The sequence below is a fragment of the Streptomyces sp. NPDC005752 genome (assembly GCF_040630715.1).
In the GTDB taxonomy this organism is placed as follows: domain Bacteria; phylum Actinomycetota; class Actinomycetes; order Streptomycetales; family Streptomycetaceae; genus Streptomyces.
Map to the genome: position 1 here is coordinate 26,667 of NZ_JBEXYB010000020.1, position 18,315 is coordinate 44,981.

Genomic DNA, 18,315 nt, shown 5'->3' on the forward strand with positions numbered 1-18,315 from the left:
TGTCAGTCGCCGGCCGGGCCCCGCCCGTCGGCAGGCAGGGGCACGACCGGCGGCCCCGACCCCAGCAGCATGCGCTGCAGCTCGCGCGCCGCACGCGGCGGTTCGACGTCGCTGCGGTGCGCCAGCGCGATCGTCCGCCGCAGACCCGGCGAGGCCAGCGGTGTCGTCCGGAGGTCCTGACCGGCCCGCACAGCCACCATGCGGGGTACGACGGCGATACCGAGGCCTGCACGGACGAAACCGAGAACGGCGTCCATCTCGCCGCCCTCCACCGTGAACGACGGCTCGAAGCCCTCCGCCCGGCACGCTGCGACGGTCAGCTCCCGCAGGTCGTAGCCGTGCCGGAACATCACCAGCGGTTCGTGTGCGAGATCGGCGACGCGCACGGAGCCCTTTCGTCCGGGCGCGGGCCGGGAAGCGGACGACACCACCACCAAATCCTCGTGCAGCAGTTCCACAGTGGTCAGCGCCGGCGAGGCGGCGGGCAGCGGCAGCACGAGCAGTGCGAGGTCGAGCCCGCCCCGGGCCAGCTGTCTTACGAGGTCGTGGGAGCCGCCCTCCTCGATCAGGAGCTGGATCCCGGGGTGCGCTCCGTGGAAGGCGCGCAGCACATCGGGCAGCAGGCCGGTGCAGACGCTCGGGGTGGCGCCGAGCCTGATCCGCCCCCTGCGCAGCTGCACGAGTTCCTGCACCTCGTGCCGTGCGGTGTCCGCGTCCGCCAGGATCCTGCGGGCGAGCGGCAGCAGTGCCTCCCCCGCGTCCGTCAGTGCGATGTTGCCGCGTGCCCGGCTGAAGAGCTCGGCGCCCAGTTCGTTCTCCAGGGCCTTGATCTGCTGGGAGAGGGAGGGCTGGGACACGTGCACCAATTCCGCGGCCCGGGTGAAGTGCCGGGCCTCGGCCACGGCCACGAAGTAGGCGAGCTGCTGGAAGTGCATGGGGCCGACGATAGCGCACTTCATAGAGAGAGCCTATGGAGATGAGTAGATCCATGACTTGGACTGATGACACCCTCCGCCTCTAGCGTCGTGTCCATGGCATTGGCAACGCGGACGGACCGACGGCCGTCCATGACGCGTACGCTCTGGGACTCGTCCGTCGGCAAGAAGACGATCATGGCTGTGAGCGGCCTGATCATGCTCGGTTATCTGGTGGTCCACATGCTGGGCAACCTGAAGATCTTCTTCGGGCCCGACGAGTTCAACCACTACGCGCACTGGCTCCGGACCCTCGGCGAGCCCTTCCTGCACTACGAGTGGGCGCTGTGGATCATCCGTGTGGTGCTCGTCGCGGCCGTCGTGCTGCACGCCGTCTGCGCGTACCAGCTGAGCCGTCGTAACGTGAGGGCGCGCCCGACGGCGTACGTCCACAGGAAGGCGCGTTCGAGCTACGCCACCCGGACCATGCGCTACGGCGGCATCATCCTCGCGCTGTTCATCGTCTGGCACATCCTGGACCTGACGACCGGCACCGTGCACACCGGAGGGTTCCAGTCAGGGCGCCCCTACCAGAACGTGCTGGACACCTTCTCCACCTGGTACGGCAACGTCATCTACATCGTCGCCGTGCTCGCCGTGGGCCTGCACGTGCAGCACGGGTTCTGGAGCGCGGCGCAGACCCTCGGCGTGGGCAGCGCGACGCGGGACCGTGTCCTGAAGACCCTCGCCAACGTCCTCGCATTGGTGCTGACGGCGGGTTTCGTATCCGTGCCCGTCGCAGTGATGACCGGAGTGGTGAGCTGACATGCGCGACTACACGAACTACCGCACCGGCGAGCCCCTCGCCGACGCGAAGGCGCCCTCGGGCCCCGTCGCCGAGCGCTGGGACACCCGGCGCTTCGAGGCGAAGCTCGTCAACCCGGCCAACCGCCGCAAGCACACCGTCATCGTGGTCGGCACCGGTCTGGCGGGCGGCTCGGCCGGTGCGACCCTCGCCGAACAGGGCTATCACGTCGTCCAGTTCTGCTTCCAGGACTCGCCGCGCCGTGCCCACTCCGTCGCCGCGCAGGGCGGCATCAACGCCGCCAAGAACTACCGCAACGACGGCGACTCGGTGCACCGCCTCTTCTACGACACCGTCAAGGGCGGGGACTTCCGCGCCCGCGAGTCCAACGTCCACCGCCTCGCCGAGATCTCCGTGGAGATCATCGACCAGTGCGTCGCCCAGGGCGTCCCCTTCGCCCGCGAGTACGGCGGTCTCCTCGACAACCGCTCCTTCGGCGGCGTCCAGGTCTCCCGCACCTTCTACGCCCGTGGCCAGACGGGGCAGCAGCTCCTCCTCGGCGCCTACCAGGCGCTGTCCCGCCAGATCGCGGCGGGCAACGTCGAGCTGCACTCCCGCACCGAGATGCTCGACCTGGTCGTCGTCGACGGCAAGGCCCGGGGCATCGTGGCCCGCGACCTCGTCACCGGGAAGATCGACACCTACTTCGCAGACGCGGTCGTGCTGGCCAGCGGCGGCTACGGCAACGTCTTCTACCTGTCGACGAACGCCATGAACTCCAACGCCACCGCGATCTGGCGCGCCCACCGCCGCGGTGCCTGGTTCGCGAACCCCTGCTTCACCCAGATCCACCCCACCTGCATCCCGCGCACCGGCGACCACCAGTCGAAGCTGACCCTGATGAGCGAGTCGCTGCGCAACGACGGACGCATCTGGGTCCCGAAGGCCAAGGGCGACGACCGGCCCGCGAACCGGATCCCCGAGGACGAGCGGGACTACTACCTCGAGCGCATCTACCCGGCCTTCGGCAACCTCGTGCCCCGCGACATCGCCTCCCGCGCGGCGAAGAACGTCTGCGACGAGGGGCGGGGCGTCGGGCCCGGCGGCCAGGGCGTCTACCTCGACTTCGCGGAGGCCATCGAGCGCATGGGCCGTAAGAAGGTCGAGGAGAAGTACGGCAACCTCTTCGACATGTACGCCCGCATCACCGCGGAGAACCCGTACGAGACACCCATGCGGATCTACCCCGCCGTCCACTACACGATGGGCGGCCTGTGGGTCGACTACGACCTCCAGACCACCGTCCCCGGCCTCTTCGCCATCGGCGAGGCCAACTTCTCCGACCACGGCGCCAACCGCCTGGGCGCCTCCGCGCTGATGCAGGGCCTCGCCGACGGCTACTTCGTCCTGCCGTCGACCATCAACGACTACCTGGCCCGCAACCCGCACATCGAGGAGATCGACGCCGGCCACCCGGAGGTCACCGAGGCCGTCGCCGAGACCGAGGACAGGCTCAACCTCCTCCTCGCGGTCGACGGCGACCGCACTCCGGACTCCTTCCACCGTGAGATCGGCGAACTCATGTGGGAGTTCTGCGGGATGGCCCGCACCGAGGAAGGACTCCGCAAGGCCCTCGACCGGATCCCGCAGATCCGCGAGGAGTTCTGGCGCCGCATCAAGGTGCCGGGCACCGGCGAGCAGTTCAACCAGTCGCTGGAGAAGGCCAACCGCGTCGTCGACTACCTGGAGCTCGCCGAGCTCATGTGCCTCGACGCCCTGCACCGCGCCGAATCCTGCGGCGGCCACTTCCGTGAGGAGTCGCAGACCCCGGACGGCGAGGCCGCCCGCCGGGACGAGGCGTTCTCCTACGCCGCTGCCTGGGAGTTCGGCGGCACCGGCGACGCGCCCGTCCTGCACAAGGAAGACCTCGTCTTCGAGTACGTCCACCCCACTCAGCGGAGCTACGCATGAAGCTCACCCTGCGCGTCTGGCGCCAGCAGAACGCCGAGGCGCCCGGCGCCATGGCCACCTACGAAGTCGACGGCATCTCACAGGACATGTCGTTCCTGGAGATGCTCGACACCCTCAACGAGGAACTCATCCTCGGCGGGGACGAGCCCGTCGCCTTCGACCACGACTGCCGCGAAGGCATCTGCGGCGCGTGCAGCCTCGTCATCAACGGCGACGCCCACGGCCCGGAGCGGACCACCACCTGCCAGCTCCACATGCGGTCCTTCGACGACGGCGACACGATCGACATCGAACCGTGGCGCGCGTCGGCCTTCCCGGTCGTCAAGGACCTCGTCGTCGACCGCTCCTCCTTCGACCGGATCATCCAGGCCGGTGGCTACATCTCGGCGCCCACCGGTACCGCGCCCGACGCGCACGCCACCCCGGTGCCCAAGCCGGACGCGGACTCGGCGTTCGAGCACGCCGAGTGCATCGGCTGCGGCGCCTGCGTCGCGGCCTGCCCGAACGGCTCCGCGATGCTCTTCACCTCCGCCAAGGTCAACCACCTGGGCGTGCTCCCGCAGGGAGCACCCGAGCGGGAGACCCGGGTGCTCGACATGGTCGCCACCATGGACGACGAGGGCTTCGGCGGCTGCACCCTCACCGGTGAATGCGCCACGGCCTGCCCCAAGGGCATCCCGCTGCCGTCGATCACCGCGATGAACAAGGAGTGGCTGCACGCCAACCGCAAGGTGCGCCGCTGACCCGCCCAGCCGCGGGGAGTCAGCCCGTCCGCAGCGCCTTCGCCAGGTACGCGGCCGTACGGCTCCCCGCCGCGCGGGCGACCTCCCGCGGCGTGCCGGTGGCGACGATCCGGCCACCCCGGTCCCCGCCGCCGGGCCCCAGGTCGATCACCCGGTCCGCACCGGCCACCACCACCATGTCGTGTTCGACGACCACCACACTGTTGCCCGCGTCCACGAGCCCGTGCAACTGCCGCATCAGCACCTCCACATCGGCCGGATGCAGCCCCGTCGTCGGCTCGTCCAGCAGATAGAGCGTGTGCCCCCGCCGGGTGCGCTGAAGCTCCGTCGCGAGCTTGATCCGCTGCGCCTCACCCCCGGACAGCTCGGTCGCCGGCTGGCCCAGGCGCAGATAGCCGAGCCCCACGTCGAGCAGGGCCCGCAGGCTGCGCTCCGCGGCCGGGGTCCCTGCCAGGAACCCGGCCGCCGCCTCCACCGTCAGCTCCAGCACCTCGGCGATCGTGAGACCGCGCAGGGTCACGTCGAGGGTCCGCGGGTTGTAGCGCGCCCCGTGACAGTCCGGGCAGGGGGTGTACGTACTGGGCAGGAACAGCAACTCGACCGAGACGAACCCCTCGCCCTGGCAGGTCTCGCACCGTCCACCCGCCACATTGAACGAGAACCGGCCCGCCCGGTACTTCCGCGCCCGTGCCGCCTCCGTGTCCGCGAACAGTTTCCGCACGACGTCGAACAGACCCGTGTACGTGGCCAGGTTGGAGCGGGGCGTACGGCCGATGGGTTTCTGGTCGACCTGCACCAGCCGGTCCACTGCCTCCAGGCCCTCCGCCGAGGCGCAGCCCTCCCCACGTGCCCGTTCCCCGGGAACGTCCGTCGGCTGCCGGTCTGCCAGCACACCTGCCAGTACCTGGCCGACGAGGGTCGACTTGCCCGATCCCGACACCCCGGTGACGGCCGTCAGCACCCCGAGAGGGAAGTCGGCGTCGACCCCGCGCACATTGTGCCGGTCGACCCCACGCAGCCGCAGCCACCCGGAAGGCTCGCGCGGCTCACGCACGGGCGGCGGATCCTCGCCGAAGAGGAACCGCCGGGTCGCGGATCCGGTGATCCCGGCGAGGTCCGCCGGAGGTCCGCTGTGCAGGACCCGGCCCCCGTGCTCACCTGCCAGCGGTCCGACATCCACCAGCCAGTCGGCCTGCCGCACCACGTCCATCTGGTGTTCCACCACGAACACCGAGTTCCCCGCCCGCTTGAGCCTGCCGAGCACCCCGAGCAGGGACTCCGTGTCCGCGGGGTGGAGGCCCGCCGACGGCTCGTCCAGCACATAGACGACGCCGAACAGCCCCGACCGGAGCTGGGTGGCGAGCCTGAGCCGCTGCAGCTCTCCCGAGGACAGGGTCGGGGCCGTACGGTCGAGGCTGAGATAGCCGAGCCCCAGCTCCGTGACCGGCTCGATCCTGGCGAGCAGGTCGGCGGTGAGCAACCGCGCCGTGTCACTCGCCCCGCCCTCGTCCAGCAGGACGGCCGTGAGGGCGGAGAGCGGGAGCGCGACGAGGTCGGCGATCGTACGGCCTGCGAAGGTGACCGCCAGGGCCTCCGGGCGCAGCCGGCTGCCCCCGCACACCGGACACGGTGCGCTCGTCAGGAAGCGCTCCGCCTTCGCCCGCAGCGACCGGCTCCTGGAATCGGCGAACGTGTGCATCACATAGCGACGCGCGCTCATGTACGTGCCCTGGTAGGGGCGTTGGATGCGGCCCGCGTCGCGTACCGGATGGACCGTCACCACCGGCTGCTCGTCGGTGAACAGGATCCACTCCCGGTCCGCCCGCTCCAGCTCCCGCCACGGCCGCCCGACGTCGTACCCGAGGGCGTCCAACACATCGCGCAGGTTCTTGCCCTGCCACGCCCCCGGCCAGGCCGCGATCGCCCCCTCCCGGACCGACAACGACGGGTCCGGCACGAGCAGTTCCTCGGTGGTGCGGTGGATCAGCCCCAGACCGTGGCACTCGGGACACGCCCCGGCCGCCGTGTTCGGCGAGAAGGAGTCGGAGTCGAGCCGCTCGGCACCGGACGGATAGTCGCCTGCGCGCGAGAAGAGCATGCGCAGGGAGTTGGACAGAGTGGTGACCGTCCCCACCGAGGAGCGCGATCCGGGCGCCGAGCGGCGCTGCTCCAGGGACACCGCGGGCGGCAGACCGGTGATCTCACCGACATCGGGTGCCCCGACCTGATGGATCAGACGGCGGGCGTACGGCGCGACCGACTCGAAGTAGCGGCGCTGGGCCTCCGCATAGATCGTCCCGAAGGCCAGGGAGGACTTGCCCGAGCCCGAGACGCCGGTGAAGACCACGAGGGCGTCCCGCGGGATGTCGACATCGACATCCCGGAGATTGTGTTCGCGCGCGCCGCGCACCCGGACGCACGGATCATGGGGGGTGGACATCGGGGGTACGGCTCCGTCGGGGATCGGTGGTGTGGGCATGCTCCTGCCGGTGATCCTCCCTCACAGGTGAGGACCACCGGCAGGGTGGGCGCCGGACCTACACCATCGGGTCCATGCCGCGGTCGGTCATGGAGCTCTCCTGCTCGCTCTGCTCCCGCAGGCGGCGGGCCTTGTCCTGGAGCCGCTGCCGCTGCTCCGGATCGGTGGCGCGTTCCGCGGCCTCGTTCAGTTCCTGCGCCTTGGCGCGCAGCTGCCTCACACGGCCGCCGGACTCACCTGCAACACTCATGATCACTCCTGGATCTGTGGGGGAGCGGACACCTTCAGCGAAACAGCGCCGGGTCCCGCCTGCATCTTGAGCCGCTACGCTCCGCCGCCCGCCCCGTCCGGGCCTTCCGCCCTGCCGAGGAGCACCTGCGCCAGGCGCTCGGGCCCTGGATCAGACGTCCGCAGGCGAGAGTTCCCTGTCGATCTCGCCGAGGAACGCGTCGAGATCGTCCGGTGTGCGTGAGGTGATCAGGGTCCAGCCCCCGGTGGCGTCCCTGACCACCGGCTCGTCGACCCACGTTCCGCCCGCGTTGCGGATGTCCGTCCGCAGTGAGGCGTACGAGGTGAGGGTCCTGTCCCTGACGACATCCGACTCGACGAGCGCCCAGGGGCCGTGGCAGATGGCCGCGACAGGACGGCCGGCGGTCGTGAACGAGCGGACGATGACCGGGGTGGCGTCCTGCAGCCGAAGCGTGTCGGCATTGAGGGTCCCGCCGGGCACGAGCAGCAGGTCGTAGCCGGCGGGGTCCACCTCGGGCAGGGTGAGGGACGGCCGGACGGTCTCCCCGGGGTCCTTGTCGCCGACGAGCGTGCGGATGGGATCGTTCGACATCGCCGCGATGTCCACGGTCGCGCCGGCGTCCCGCAGATGCCGCACCGGCACGACGAGTTCGTCCTGCTCGACGCCGTAGTTCGTCACGATCGTCAGCACATGGCGTCCGCCGAGGTCCTGGTCCGTCATGTACCCGTCCTTCCATCGCGTCCGTGCGCCGCGGTGAGCCGGAGATCAGCGGCACGCGAGCACGGGCTGGTCCCGACGAGATGCCCTGGGTCCGGCCCGGCGCCGACGTCAGCCGTTCTCGTCGAGCCGGAAACCGACCTTGAGTCCCACCTGGTAGTGCGCGATGCGGCCGTTCTCGATATGGCCGCGCACCTGCGTCATCTCGAACCAGTCGAGATTGTGCAACGTTTCGGAGGCTCTTGCGACGCCGTTCCGGATCGCCGCGTCGAGGCCCTCCTCGGAGGTTCCTACGATCTCGGTGACCCGGTAGGTGTGATTAGACATCTCGTGTCCCCTTTCGGTGGTTCCACGGTGCCTCACTCCGGGCTGGAGCGCGAGGCGTCGCGGGGAGGCACCGGGGCGAGGAGGGGCTTGACCTGCCTATTGGTCCATACCAAAATCCGGTGCACACACCCGTGCGAGCGCCGCCCGCAGTCCCCCCACCCGGGTCCTGTCGTGTTGTCGTGCCGTTCCGCAGAAGGTGACCCCCGTGAAGATGCGCACATTGGCCGGAGCCGTCGCGCTCGTTTGCTCCGTGGCGCTGAGCGGCTGCGGTCACCTTCCCGGCGCGGGCGCCGACACCAGGACGGTGACGGTGTGGCTGATGAAGGGCAGCGCCTCCCAGGACTTCCTCGACCGGTTCAAGGAGTCGTACGAGTCCGAGCACCCCTCGGTCGAACTCGACTTCGTCCTCCAGGAGTGGGGTGGAATCGGCCCCAAGGTGCTGAAGGTGCTCGAGGGCGACGAGGCACCCGATGTCATCGAGGTCGGCAACACCCAGGTCGCCCAGTACGCCGAAAGCGGTGGGCTGCGCGATCTCACCCTCGAATCGCTTCGCGACCTGGGCGGGGAGGACTGGCTGCCGGGGCTCGCGGAGCCGGGCAAGGTCGACGGCGGCCAGTACGGAATCCCGTGGTACGCGGCCAACCGCGTCGTGATCTACAACAAGGACCTGTTTGCGCGGGCGGGCATCACCACCCTTCCCAGGACGCGTGAGGAGTGGGTGGCCGTCACCGAGCGGCTCGACGCGGACGGCCGGCAGGGCATCTACCTCGCCGGTCAGAACTGGTACGTCCTCGCGGGGTTCATCTGGGACGAGGGCGGTGAACTGGCCGAGGACGGCGGCGGCGAATGGGAGGGGTCCCTGGACTCGCCCGCCGCCCTGCGGGGCATGGACTTCTACAAGACACTCCAGGCATTCGGCAACGGGCCCCGGGACGCCGACGAGCAGTCGCCCCCGGAGACCGACGTGTTCGCCGGGGGCACGGTCGCCCAGATCGTCACCGTACCCGGCAGCGCCGCGCTCATCGAGCAGCAGAACCCCGAACTCAAGGGGAAGCTGGGTTACTTCCCGATTCCCGGAAAGAGCGCGAAGAAGCCGGGTGCCGTCTTCACCGGAGGATCCGACCTGATCGTGCCCGAAGGCGCCGACCAGCGGGGCGAAGGCATCGAGGTCGTCAAGGCCCTCGCGGGGGAGAAGTGGCAGACGGAGCTCGCCCGCGCCATGAGCTACGTGCCCAACAAGCCCGCACTCGCGGGGGTCGTCGAAGGCCAGGAGGGAACCGCCGCCATGGCGGAAGGCGCCACCGAGGGCCGCGCCACCCCGAACTCTCCCCACTGGCCCGCCGTCGAGGCGGACAACCCCATCAAGCCGTACATGACGGCGGTGCTGGAGGGCGGCGATCCGGCGGAGGAGGCGAAGAAGGCCTCCGACCGCATCACGTCCGGACTGCTCACCGGCTGACGAGAAACGGAAGGAGCCGGCCGCCCCCGGCCGGGGATTCAGCCGTCGCACATCCCCCCGCTCCACAGCGGTCACATCGAAGCCAACCGGTCACGGAAGAAGTAGGGGGGCGGGGTCGCCGCACTCCCGCGACGACGGCCAGGCCGCCGCCCCCGGCGATCCCGTTCCCCCCGGAGCGCACCTTCACGCCCCGGGAAACGTTCGCGTACGGCTTCAGGCACCGGAACACCTTCACGCCCGGGGACGCAGTTCCAGCACCGCAACTCCAACCTCGGCCTGCTCGGCCTGCGGTTCGAGAACTGCAGCGGTCACCGGCTTGCCGAAACGCACTGGAACCCCTGGGCCTGGGCAGCCGGGGCGATGATCTCGGACCCGCACGATTTGCACTGCCGGGCCCCGATCGCCGTCCCCTTACCGACGCCCCGTCCGGTGAGGAACGGACCTTTCGTGCGGGTCTCCCTCCCGCGTCACAGCGGCGCGACGTGTGTCACGCGCGCCGCTGCACAGGTCCCGAAGGCAACCGAACCGGGTCCTTGCCCTTGGTGGTGCGCGGGCAGTGGTTCCTCCTGCTCTGCTGTGCGCGCTACTTGGGCATCAGGACGGTGTCGATGAGCTCCACCGTCGCGTTCGCGGTCGGAATGCCGCCGCAGACGATCTTCGCGGAGTCGTTCACGGTGAAGGAGTCACCCGACCCCGAGGTGGTGAGATCACTGCCTTCCAGGGTCTTGAAGTCCCCCTTCGCGAGGTCGTTCTGAGTGATCTTCTCGCCGACCACGTGATAGGTGAGGACCTTGGTCACCTGGTCCTTGTCGGCCAGCAGGGCGTCGAGATCCGCCTTCGGGATCTTCTCGAACGCGGCGTTGGTCGGCGCGAACACCGTGATGTTCTCGGAGTTGTTCAGGGTGTCGCCCAGATCGGCAGCTTTCACTGCGGCGGCGAGCGTCGACAGTTCCGCATTGCTGGACGCAGCGGTGGCCACCGGGTCGTCGGCCATGTCGGCGAGGCTGCCTTCGCCTTCCGTCGGTACCGACGAACAGCCCGGGCCGAACGGCTGCGAGCCGCTGTCGGCGGACGCGTTCGGCGCGGCGATTCCCAGTGCCAGGGGGAAGACCACCGCCGCTGACGCAGCGAGGACGGAGCGGCCGATTCGAGTGGTGTTCATGAGCGTCTCCTCCGGGGAGGGCTGTTTCTGGAGTGGTCCCGTATCGGCCGGCGAAGGCAACAGCACAACCGATACCGTAGGTGCGGCGAGCGCATGCACATTCCGTACGCATCCCGCAGGCCCGTCATACAGCGTCACACAGATGCGCAGTTACCGCTGAGGGAGCCGCTCGACTTGCGGAGTCGCAGACATTCATGTCGTGGGCGTTGCCCTGCTGCCTCCGGCGCGGGGCCTGAGGGGCGGACTGCTCCGCGTGTGGATCTCGCGGTGCGACTTGAGTGCGCGGCCCAGACCGTAGATCATCTGCCACGGACCGTACTCCGACGGCCGATCCCGCCACGGAACACCGGTCGGCACCCGCCACCGGATCCCGTCGATCAGCCTCCGCCGGCTCAACGGCGGCCGTCCCAACATCACCACCGGCAACAACGACTTCAGCACCGACCACTGCTCGTGAGAGATCCCCTCGCCCCATGCCTCGATCATCACGAAGCGAGACTGGGGAACGGGGCGCAGGTCGACGGTCGCCACGGCTGATGGAACGATCGGACCGTACGCCGGGCGGGTGAACGCCGGGCACCCGCAGACGGCCTCCCCGACCAGCCTGCCCGACCGGGTACCCCGGGGCTGTCGGACTGGACCTGGCCCTCGCCAGTTCTGCACGCCTGTGGAAGCTGCCGGAACTGACAGGTGCCCCTGGGCAAGCGGACGAGGCGATGCGACAGAGGACGCCGTCGGCGGTGCGGTCTCCTCGTCCGGACAGGCGGCGCGGTTCGTTCTGCCGTCGGAGCCCAGGAACACCGGTTTGTCGATCCCCGCGTGCCGCGACGTCATTTCCGGTGTGCGACAAGGACCCTCGGGCCTCGAAGCGCTGGACGGGCTTCCCGCGTCCCAGGCACCGGGACGAGCCCGGCGGCCTCTCAGGTGGAGCTGAGCGGATGGGTGGCAGTTGCGGAACGCGGAGGCCAGGCGCGGGGTGCCAGGATGCCGAGGACGTAGGCGCGTGCGACGAGAGCGGGTCTGGTTGCCGCGCCGAGGAGTTCGCGGAGCCGACTGAGGTGGTAGTCGAGCGTCTGTCGGGACAACTTCAGTGCGGCCGCTATCTCGCCGTTGCTGCTGCCCTCCGCAAGTAAGGACAAGATCCGGATCTGCGCGGCGGTGAGCGGCGGCTGGGCCGCGTGGGCAAGGCTCTGGTGGGTGACGACGGCCCAGACGTTCCGGGCCCGGGCGTTGGAGCGGCCGACCGTCGTCAGATGGAGCTGTGCGCGGCGTTGGAGCCCCTGGACATCCACGAGCACGGCGGACGTCTCCACCCGTCTGATACGGCGGGCTATCAGACCGTTCCATCTTCCGTGCAGGTCGCCGAGGTCGGGCGCAGGGGCAAGCAGGGTGTGCGCGCGCCGGCCCACGAGGTCTGACCGGCAGGTCTGGAACAGTTCGGCAGCAGCCGCGCTCGCCTGGACGACGCGTCCGTTCGCCGACAGCAGCGCGCAGGGCAGACCGCTGTGATCGCGCAGCGCCTGCAGGTTCTCCTCTGCCTCCCGGCGCTGGACCATCGCGCGGGTGTGTTCCGTGATGTCCACGTAGATCCCGGCGATGCAGGTCTCCGCGTTCTCCTGTACGGGGAAGCGATGTCCCGCGGCCTGCCCGGTGCTGCCGTCGGAACGCCGATAGCTGAGGGTGTGGCGCACCGGCTTGCCGCGGGTGAGGATCTCCTGGTCCAGAGCGCGGAACTGGACGGCATCGGCTTGGGAGTCGAAGTCCTCGATGTACTTGCCGACCACCTCTTCCGGCGTGGTCGCGTAGAGGTGTGCGTAGGCGTGGTTGGCCCACAGATAGAGCCCGTCGCGGTCCCGGATGAAGGCTGCGGCCGGGGCGAAGTCGGCGAAGTTCGCGAACGCGGCGTACCGGCGCGCGCCCTCGGGCTGTACGCCGACCTCCACCGCGAGCCCGCGCACGCGACCCCTGCCGGGGCTCTCGTCCAGGTGCCAGCCCACGTCGAACGTTCGGCCCTCGAACTGGGCCTGCCCCAGGCCGGTCGCGGGGGAGTGCCCCGGGGCCGGTAGTTCCTGACGCATCCGGTCGAGGAAACGCCGCGTCGTGTGCGAGTCGGCGAAGGCGCCGCCTCCCCCTTCCAGTACGCGCCATCGCGCGTCAACCTCCCACCAGGACACGCGTAGATGATCGAGCAGTGCTTTGAGACCGGATTCGTCCACGGGGCCTTCCGTCCTTGGTGGTCCGACTGACGCGGGGTGCCATCGCCATCCGTATCCCGTCCGGGACCCGCGCATGCTCGGTTCTCGGCCGACCTGGGAAGTCTCCGCGCGCTCCTACGGGGTGCCCATCCGTGCCTGCGGAACTCTCAGGAGGTTCGACGCGGCCCGCAACTCTGGCATTTGCCTGATCTGTACATGTCCCCGCTGGCGCTCAGGACTTCCCGCGCCTGATTCCCTTGTGTGTGTACGGGAGAACACACCGTGTCACGGGCGGGGGCCTGTGCCCGATGTCCCCTGGCGAGTATGTGCCGGGGCGAGTCCCTCAGCCGGGTTCCGGGCGGACTGTCCGACGACACGCGGCCACATACGAACGAACGGAGACGAACTTCAGTGAGCAACGTGCTGTTGGTGCATGCCAAGGGTGGTCCGCCGCTCGGCTACGTCCTGTCCCGGGCGGCCGCGAAGTCGCGCGTGCACCTGCTGGCGCTCAGTGCTCTTCGGTCGGCTGTGGCCGCCTCCGCAGAGACCCTGTGCGCCTCGGTCGTGACGCCCTCCGACGCGGAGCGCTCCGACCTGGTCTCCCTGATCGTCTCGCGCGCGCGGGCCACGGGAGCGGACGCGGTGCTCACCTTCTCCGAGTACGCGGTCGTGGCCGTCGCCGAGGCATGCGAGGAGCTCGGTCTCCCGGGGGCCGGAAGCGCCTCCTCCCTCGCCCGTGACAAGCGGCTGATGCGGCGAGCGTGGCAGGAACACGGCCTGCCACAGCCGGAGTTCCGCCCGGTCGCCACCGAGGAGGATCTCCGCGAGGCCACCGAGACCCTGCCCTTCCCGCTGCTGCTCAAGGCGGCCTGGAGTGCCGGCTCCACCGCGCACCAGATCATCCGCACCCCACAGGAGGCATCCGCCGCCTGGCGCCGTTCGCGCGAGGTCATGGCCGAATCAGCTCAGCTGGGCTACTCCGAGCTTCATGTGGCAGAGGCGGAGGCGGACTTCGTCGTCGAGCAGATCGTGACCGGCACCGCCTCGGACTGGTTCGAGGATCCCGGCTGGGGCGACTACGTCAGCGTCGAGGGGGTCGTGGCCGACGGCGTCTTCCACCCGGTCTGCCTCAGTGGCCGGATGCCCACGGTCGAGCCGTTCACCGAGCGTGCGGGGATCACCCCCGCCCTGCTGCCGAGGGATGCGCAGGACCGCATCGTGGCCCTCGCGCGGGAGGCCGTCGATGCCCTCGGCCTCGAGAACTGCGGGACGCACACCGAGATCAAGCTCGGCACCGGCGGCCGCATGTGGCTGATCGAGACGGCCGCCAGGTTCGGCGGCGCGATGACCGTCCCGCAGATCGAGGAGGTCTTCCGGCTCGACCTCGTCGGCATGCTCGTCGACCACCTCCTGGGCCGCCCGGTCGACTGGCCCGCGCAGGCGCGCACCCCTGCGCAGGCTTGCGGCGCGGCCGGTTCCCTCGTCGTCCTGGCGGTCGACGGACGCGGCGAGGCGTGGCCGGACCGGAGAGTCTGGGACTTCCCTGTGGTCTCGGCGGACGTTCCGCTGAGCCGCGGCAGCGCGTTGTCCGTGGTCGCGGAGAGCTCAATCGCCGACGGCAGCGTCATACCGGTCTACGACCCCGCGGCGGGCGCCAACACCATGGCGGCGCTCTGCCTCCTCGCCGCCACCGACCCTCGGACGGTGCTCCGCGATTTCGAGGTCCTGGTGGAGACCCTGCCCCAGGTCCTGCCCACAGCTCCGCCCAAGGATGTCTCCCTGTGACCATGACGGCCCCGCTTCCCGCCGATAACCCGGAGCCGGCCACGGACCGGACGGTCGTCGGCGGGAACCTCTCGCTGCCGCTGTTCCGGACACTCTCCGGAGTCCTGGCCGGTCACCCGTACCTCAAGGTCGTCGTCGACCGCGCCGAGGACACCTGGCACCTGCTCGACACGGCTGCACACCACTTCCACGTCAACTACATAGCCACCCGCGTCCTGGGCATGGAACTCGCCGCACTGGACTCCGGTCTCGACGAGTTCAACGCCTCCGTGTACACGGACCCCGACCGTCGCTTCCTGCTCGGTGTGCTTTCCCTGCACACCGGCCACGACGCGGAGGGCCGCGAGCGCACCTTCCTCGTCCTGGAGACGACCGAGGCCGACACCATGCACGGCACGCTGCTCGAGGCCTTCCACGCCTTCGTACGGGAGCGCGTCGACGGCAGGCTGCCGCTCCTGCTCAAGCCCGCGAACCACGGTCAGGAGGAGGAGCTGGCAGCGATCAGCGAACTGCGGGTGCCTCGCATCAGCAGCCACGAACTCTTCGGCACCAGGACCCGGACGCCCCTCAACCCCGGTGACGCCATCGGGCGGCTGCGTTTCTTCCGGACGAGCGAGGAGTACGCGGACGCCGAGGCCGGGCTCGGCTGGGCGGACATCGTCGCCATGCCCTGCCTGCCGGACGACGTGCCCCGGGTGGCCGGATTCCTCAACACCGCACCGATCACCCCGCTCTCGCACACCAATGTCCTCGCCTCCGGCTGGGGCATCCCCAACGCGATCGTCCGCGACCTGGAACAACTGGTCGAGAAGGACGGCCTGGACGGCGCCTGGGTCCGTTACCGGGTGTGCGAGGACGAGATCACACTGGAGCGGCTGGACCAGGAACCGGCACTCCAGGCTCCGGCCTGGCACCAGCAGCGCATCCGCCTCGAACCGCCGCTCCTGGAGGACGTGCCCGTACTGTCCCTGCACCGGCTGCGCAGCGCCGACCGCGACCGGTACGGCACCAAGGCGGCCAACCTCGGCGAACTCCACCACGTACTCGACAGCCGCACGGCCGATCTCACCGCCTTCTACGGACGCCCCCGACCGCCGCGCGAGGACCTCTACGGACACCTCGCTGTCAGGCTCGGCCTGCACGCTCCCTCCCTCGAAGAACTCCGTTCGGCAGCGGCCGCCTTCGTGGCCGGCATGGTCGAGGCCCCGGACGGCGTCGCCCTGCCCTTCGCACTGCAGCACCGATTCCTCACCTCGTCTCCAGCGCTCCAACAAGGCATCGGCAAACTGAAGATGGCGCTCGAACTCGACGCCTTCGACATGCTGGACTCGCTCTGCCTGCAGATCCAGCACCTGATCCGGCACACGCCCATGCCCGACTCCGTCACCCGACAGATCCAGCAGGCCTTCTCCACGCCGCCCACCGCGGGCGGCCGCCTCGTGGTGCGCTCCTCCTCCAACGCAGAGGACCTGCCCGGCTTCTCCGCGGCAGGCGTCTACGACTCCGTCACCACCGTGCACGGCCCCAGCGAACTCCTTGACGCCGTACGCCAGGTGTGGGCCTCTCTGCTGTCGCCACGCAGTGTGCGACTGCGCCACCAGGTCGGCATCTCCCTGGACGACACGTACATGGGAGTGATCATTCAGGAGTACGTCCCGGCCTCGCTCGGCGGCGTTCTCGTGACCTGCAACCCGACCAGGCGCGAGGACTTCCGCAACGTCTACCTCAACTGTTCGCCGGGCTCACCCGAGAAGGTCGTCGAGGGCACGGTCCTGCCGCAGCAATACCTGTACAACACCGTCGAGGGCGGGGGCCGCACCGTCGCCCTCGGCTCCTGGAGCGAGGGACTGCCCGCCGCCACCCGTGCCCGTCTCGCCGACCTGTCCCTGACGGGCCGGCTCCTGCAGTCGCACTTCGGCGCGTCGGATGCGGACAAGCCCCTGGACATCGAGTGGCTGATGACCGATCAGGACGAGCTCCGCCTGGTCCAGATCCGCCCCTACGCGCTGTGAGGCCCCGTCTCCCGTGGCCGCCCGGCGCCGCGGGCCCCGCTCCGACCGAAACCGCCCGCCGCGTCATCCGGCTCACCTACGGCTTCCAGCTGCTGTTCAACCTGCTGTGGTGGATGCCGGTGTTCTACGCTTTCCAGAAGGCGGCCGGGCTCTCGGACGGGCAGATCTTCGGCATCCAGAGCATCTACTACGTGGCCTTCTGCCTCTTCGAGATACCGACCGGCCTGATCGCCGACCGAATCGGCGCCCGCAACTGCCTTCGGGCCGGGGCGGTCGTCATGACCGTGGCGAACCTCGTCCCCGTGTTCAACCCCTCGTACGCCGGATTCCTCGTCCACTTCCTCGCGATCGCCGCGGGCCGCTCGCTCACCTCGGGAGCGGCGAGCGCCTACCTGTACGACGGACTGCGGGCCGAGAAGTGCGGCGAGCACTACCTGAGGACCGAGGGCACCGCACGGGCCCTGGGGCTGGCTGCCAAGGTCATGTGCTGGCCACTGGTCGGGCCCCTGATGACCCTGGCACATACGGCGCCGTACCTGCTGAGCGCCGCAAGTGCGGCGGGCTCCCTGGCATGCGCGGTTGCCCTGCCCCGGCTCGCCGCCCCCGCGAGTGCGGACGGTGCGGGCAAGGCGGCGGGGAACGCGGGCGGAGGCCGCAGGGGCGGCGTGCTGCTGCGGGACGCGGGCTCCGCGCTGCGCTGCGTCGCCTCCTCGCCGTGGCTCGCCCTGGTGATGGTGCAGGGGGTGGCCCTGTTCACACTCTCCCGGATCTGCCAGGTCAATCTCTTCCAGCCCATCCTGCTCGACCACGGCATCGGGGAGTCCTCGCACGGCGGGGTGCTGGCCGCCATGACGGTGGCGGAAGCCGTTGCCTCGGCCCGCCCCCAGTGGCTGGGTAAGCGCCTGACGCCGGTGGCCTGGGTGTCAGTCCTCAGCCTCGCGCTGGCAGGTACTTTGGCCGGCATCACCCTCGGCGGTCCATGGGCGGTCGTCGCCCTGCTCTGCCTCTTCGCCGCCGCCACCGGCTTCGCCTACCCGGTCCAACGGAAGCTGGTCAACGACGCCGTGCCCGCCCAGGCCCCACGGGCCACGCTGCTGTCGGTCGAAAGTATCGTCGACCGCGGGGTGTGCGCGATTGCCGCGGTCGCCGCAGGCGCCTACCTCTCCGCCGGACGCCTTGACGACCTGCTTTGGCACAGCGCCCTGGCGACCGCGGTTCTGCTCGGAGCCCTACAACTGGTGCTGCGCAGCCAGGTGGTGAAGCGAAGCCCCGGCCGGACGGGCAAGGGAGCGCCTGGTGGGCCTTTCCACGGTGAGACCGCGGCCCCGGGCGCCCGAGTGGACGCCGGTTCGGGTCACGCGGACCGGCCGACCTGAGAAGGACGGCAGAGGGCGGACGCACGGGCCCGCACACCTGCTACGGATGCGGACCCCTGCGGGCGTCTTCGCCGGACCTGCGCGCGTGCTCCTCGTCCGCCGCGTCCCTCCCGTGCCGCT

Annotated in this window: 15 protein-coding genes and 1 pseudogene; 8 read left to right on the forward strand and 8 right to left on the reverse strand. The window is 70.0% G+C overall.

Annotation, left to right across the window (positions count from 1 at the left end; translation table 11 throughout):
- Positions 1-2: 2 nt before the first annotated feature.
- Entirely contained in the window at positions 3-935 is a 933-nt protein-coding gene (locus ABZ441_RS18230; protein ID WP_358974978.1) for a LysR substrate-binding domain-containing protein, read from the reverse strand.
- 96 nt (positions 936-1,031) lie between these two features.
- Here ABZ441_RS18230 and ABZ441_RS18235 point away from each other — a divergent pair, with 96 nt between their 5' ends.
- The 3 genes from ABZ441_RS18235 to ABZ441_RS18245 are packed head-to-tail and all read left to right on the forward strand — an operon-like array spanning position 1,032 to position 4,433.
- The gene (locus tag ABZ441_RS18235) at positions 1,032-1,739 is read left to right on the forward strand and encodes a succinate dehydrogenase (protein WP_358974745.1); all 708 of its coding nucleotides are present in this window, start codon (positions 1,032-1,034) and stop codon (positions 1,737-1,739) included.
- A 1-nt stretch (position 1,740) separates the two neighbouring features.
- Positions 1,741-3,690, forward strand: coding sequence for a fumarate reductase/succinate dehydrogenase flavoprotein subunit (locus tag ABZ441_RS18240; RefSeq protein ID WP_358974748.1), 1,950 nt, complete (start codon positions 1,741-1,743; stop codon positions 3,688-3,690).
- Positions 3,687-4,433, forward strand: a complete 747-nt coding sequence (locus ABZ441_RS18245; protein WP_358974750.1) for a succinate dehydrogenase/fumarate reductase iron-sulfur subunit — start codon at positions 3,687-3,689, stop codon at positions 4,431-4,433. The genes ABZ441_RS18240 and ABZ441_RS18245 overlap by 4 nt, the downstream gene beginning before the upstream one ends.
- 19 nt (positions 4,434-4,452) lie before the next feature.
- Here ABZ441_RS18245 and ABZ441_RS18250 read toward each other — a convergent pair whose 3' ends face one another.
- From ABZ441_RS18250 to ABZ441_RS18265, 4 genes are all read right to left on the reverse strand, one after another.
- Positions 4,453-6,873, reverse strand: coding sequence for an excinuclease ABC subunit UvrA (locus ABZ441_RS18250; RefSeq protein ID WP_358974753.1), 2,421 nt, complete (start codon positions 6,871-6,873; stop codon positions 4,453-4,455).
- 97 nt (positions 6,874-6,970) lie between these two features.
- Positions 6,971-7,162 carry a DUF6381 family protein gene (locus ABZ441_RS18255; RefSeq protein ID WP_358974755.1) on the reverse strand — a complete coding sequence of 64 codons (192 nt, stop codon included), beginning with the start codon at positions 7,160-7,162 and terminating at the stop codon, positions 6,971-6,973.
- Positions 7,163-7,312: 150 nt separating this feature from the next.
- Entirely contained in the window at positions 7,313-7,882 is a 570-nt protein-coding gene (locus ABZ441_RS18260) for a type 1 glutamine amidotransferase domain-containing protein (RefSeq protein WP_358974758.1), read from the reverse strand.
- Positions 7,883-7,990: 108 nt separating this feature from the next.
- Positions 7,991-8,206 (reverse strand): dodecin, encoded by a 216-nt coding sequence (locus tag ABZ441_RS18265; protein WP_358974761.1) that lies wholly within the window; start codon positions 8,204-8,206, stop codon positions 7,991-7,993.
- A gap of 205 nt (positions 8,207-8,411) precedes the next feature.
- Between ABZ441_RS18265 and ABZ441_RS18270 the strand changes: the two genes are divergently transcribed.
- Both ABZ441_RS18270 and ABZ441_RS18275 read left to right on the forward strand, forming a co-directional pair.
- A complete protein-coding gene (locus ABZ441_RS18270; protein ID WP_358974763.1) occupies positions 8,412-9,665 on the forward strand; it encodes an extracellular solute-binding protein in 1,254 nt (417 codons plus the stop codon).
- A gap of 170 nt (positions 9,666-9,835) precedes the next feature.
- A pseudogene (locus ABZ441_RS18275) lies at positions 9,836-10,049 on the forward strand (serine hydrolase); the annotation flags it as partial.
- A gap of 199 nt (positions 10,050-10,248) precedes the next feature.
- On the opposite strand, the gene ABZ441_RS18280 reads toward ABZ441_RS18275, so the two are convergent.
- The 3 genes from ABZ441_RS18280 to ABZ441_RS18290 form a co-directional block, all read right to left on the reverse strand.
- On the reverse strand, positions 10,249-10,827 hold the full coding sequence (locus tag ABZ441_RS18280) for a fasciclin domain-containing protein (protein WP_358974765.1): 579 nt from the start codon (positions 10,825-10,827) through the stop codon (positions 10,249-10,251).
- Positions 10,828-11,019: 192 nt separating this feature from the next.
- Positions 11,020-11,661: a transposase gene (locus ABZ441_RS18285; RefSeq protein ID WP_358974767.1), complete on the reverse strand. Its 642-nt coding sequence runs from the start codon at positions 11,659-11,661 to the stop codon at positions 11,020-11,022.
- An 86-nt stretch (positions 11,662-11,747) separates the two neighbouring features.
- The gene (locus tag ABZ441_RS18290) at positions 11,748-13,043 is read right to left on the reverse strand and encodes a PAS domain S-box protein (RefSeq protein ID WP_358974770.1); all 1,296 of its coding nucleotides are present in this window, start codon (positions 13,041-13,043) and stop codon (positions 11,748-11,750) included.
- 390 nt (positions 13,044-13,433) lie between these two features.
- Here ABZ441_RS18290 and ABZ441_RS18295 point away from each other — a divergent pair, with 390 nt between their 5' ends.
- Genes ABZ441_RS18295 through ABZ441_RS18305 form a run of 3 tightly spaced genes read left to right on the forward strand, consistent with a single transcriptional unit; the run spans position 13,434 to position 18,195 of the window.
- Positions 13,434-14,807, forward strand: a complete 1,374-nt coding sequence (locus ABZ441_RS18295; RefSeq protein ID WP_358974773.1) for an ATP-grasp domain-containing protein — start codon at positions 13,434-13,436, stop codon at positions 14,805-14,807.
- A gap of 2 nt (positions 14,808-14,809) precedes the next feature.
- Positions 14,810-16,819 carry a PEP/pyruvate-binding domain-containing protein gene (locus ABZ441_RS18300; protein ID WP_358974980.1) on the forward strand — a complete coding sequence of 670 codons (2,010 nt, stop codon included), beginning with the start codon at positions 14,810-14,812 and terminating at the stop codon, positions 16,817-16,819.
- Positions 16,816-18,195 (forward strand): MFS transporter, encoded by a 1,380-nt coding sequence (locus tag ABZ441_RS18305; RefSeq protein ID WP_358974776.1) that lies wholly within the window; start codon positions 16,816-16,818, stop codon positions 18,193-18,195. Before ABZ441_RS18300 ends, ABZ441_RS18305 begins: the two co-directional genes overlap by 4 nt.
- Positions 18,196-18,315 lie beyond the last annotated feature (120 nt).

Excerpts from the sequence above, each read along its gene's own strand:
- ABZ441_RS18230 (WP_358974978.1), bottom strand. The coding sequence starts at position 935 with ATGCACTTCCAGCAGCTCGCCTACTTCGTGGCCGTGGCCGAGGCCCGG.
- ABZ441_RS18235 (WP_358974745.1), top strand. The coding sequence starts at position 1,032 with ATGGCATTGGCAACGCGGACGGACCGACGGCCGTCCATGACGCGTACG.
- ABZ441_RS18240 (WP_358974748.1), top strand. The coding sequence starts at position 1,741 with ATGCGCGACTACACGAACTACCGCACCGGCGAGCCCCTCGCCGACGCG.
- ABZ441_RS18245 (WP_358974750.1), top strand. The coding sequence starts at position 3,687 with ATGAAGCTCACCCTGCGCGTCTGGCGCCAGCAGAACGCCGAGGCGCCC.
- ABZ441_RS18250 (WP_358974753.1), bottom strand. The coding sequence starts at position 6,873 with ATGTCCACCCCCCATGATCCGTGCGTCCGGGTGCGCGGCGCGCGCGAA.
- ABZ441_RS18255 (WP_358974755.1), bottom strand. The coding sequence starts at position 7,162 with ATGAGTGTTGCAGGTGAGTCCGGCGGCCGTGTGAGGCAGCTGCGCGCC.
- ABZ441_RS18260 (WP_358974758.1), bottom strand. The coding sequence starts at position 7,882 with ATGACGGACCAGGACCTCGGCGGACGCCATGTGCTGACGATCGTGACG.
- ABZ441_RS18265 (WP_358974761.1), bottom strand. The coding sequence starts at position 8,206 with ATGTCTAATCACACCTACCGGGTCACCGAGATCGTAGGAACCTCCGAG.
- ABZ441_RS18280 (WP_358974765.1), bottom strand. The coding sequence starts at position 10,827 with ATGAACACCACTCGAATCGGCCGCTCCGTCCTCGCTGCGTCAGCGGCG.
- ABZ441_RS18285 (WP_358974767.1), bottom strand. The coding sequence starts at position 11,661 with ATGACGTCGCGGCACGCGGGGATCGACAAACCGGTGTTCCTGGGCTCC.
- ABZ441_RS18300 (WP_358974980.1), top strand. The coding sequence starts at position 14,810 with ATGACGGCCCCGCTTCCCGCCGATAACCCGGAGCCGGCCACGGACCGG.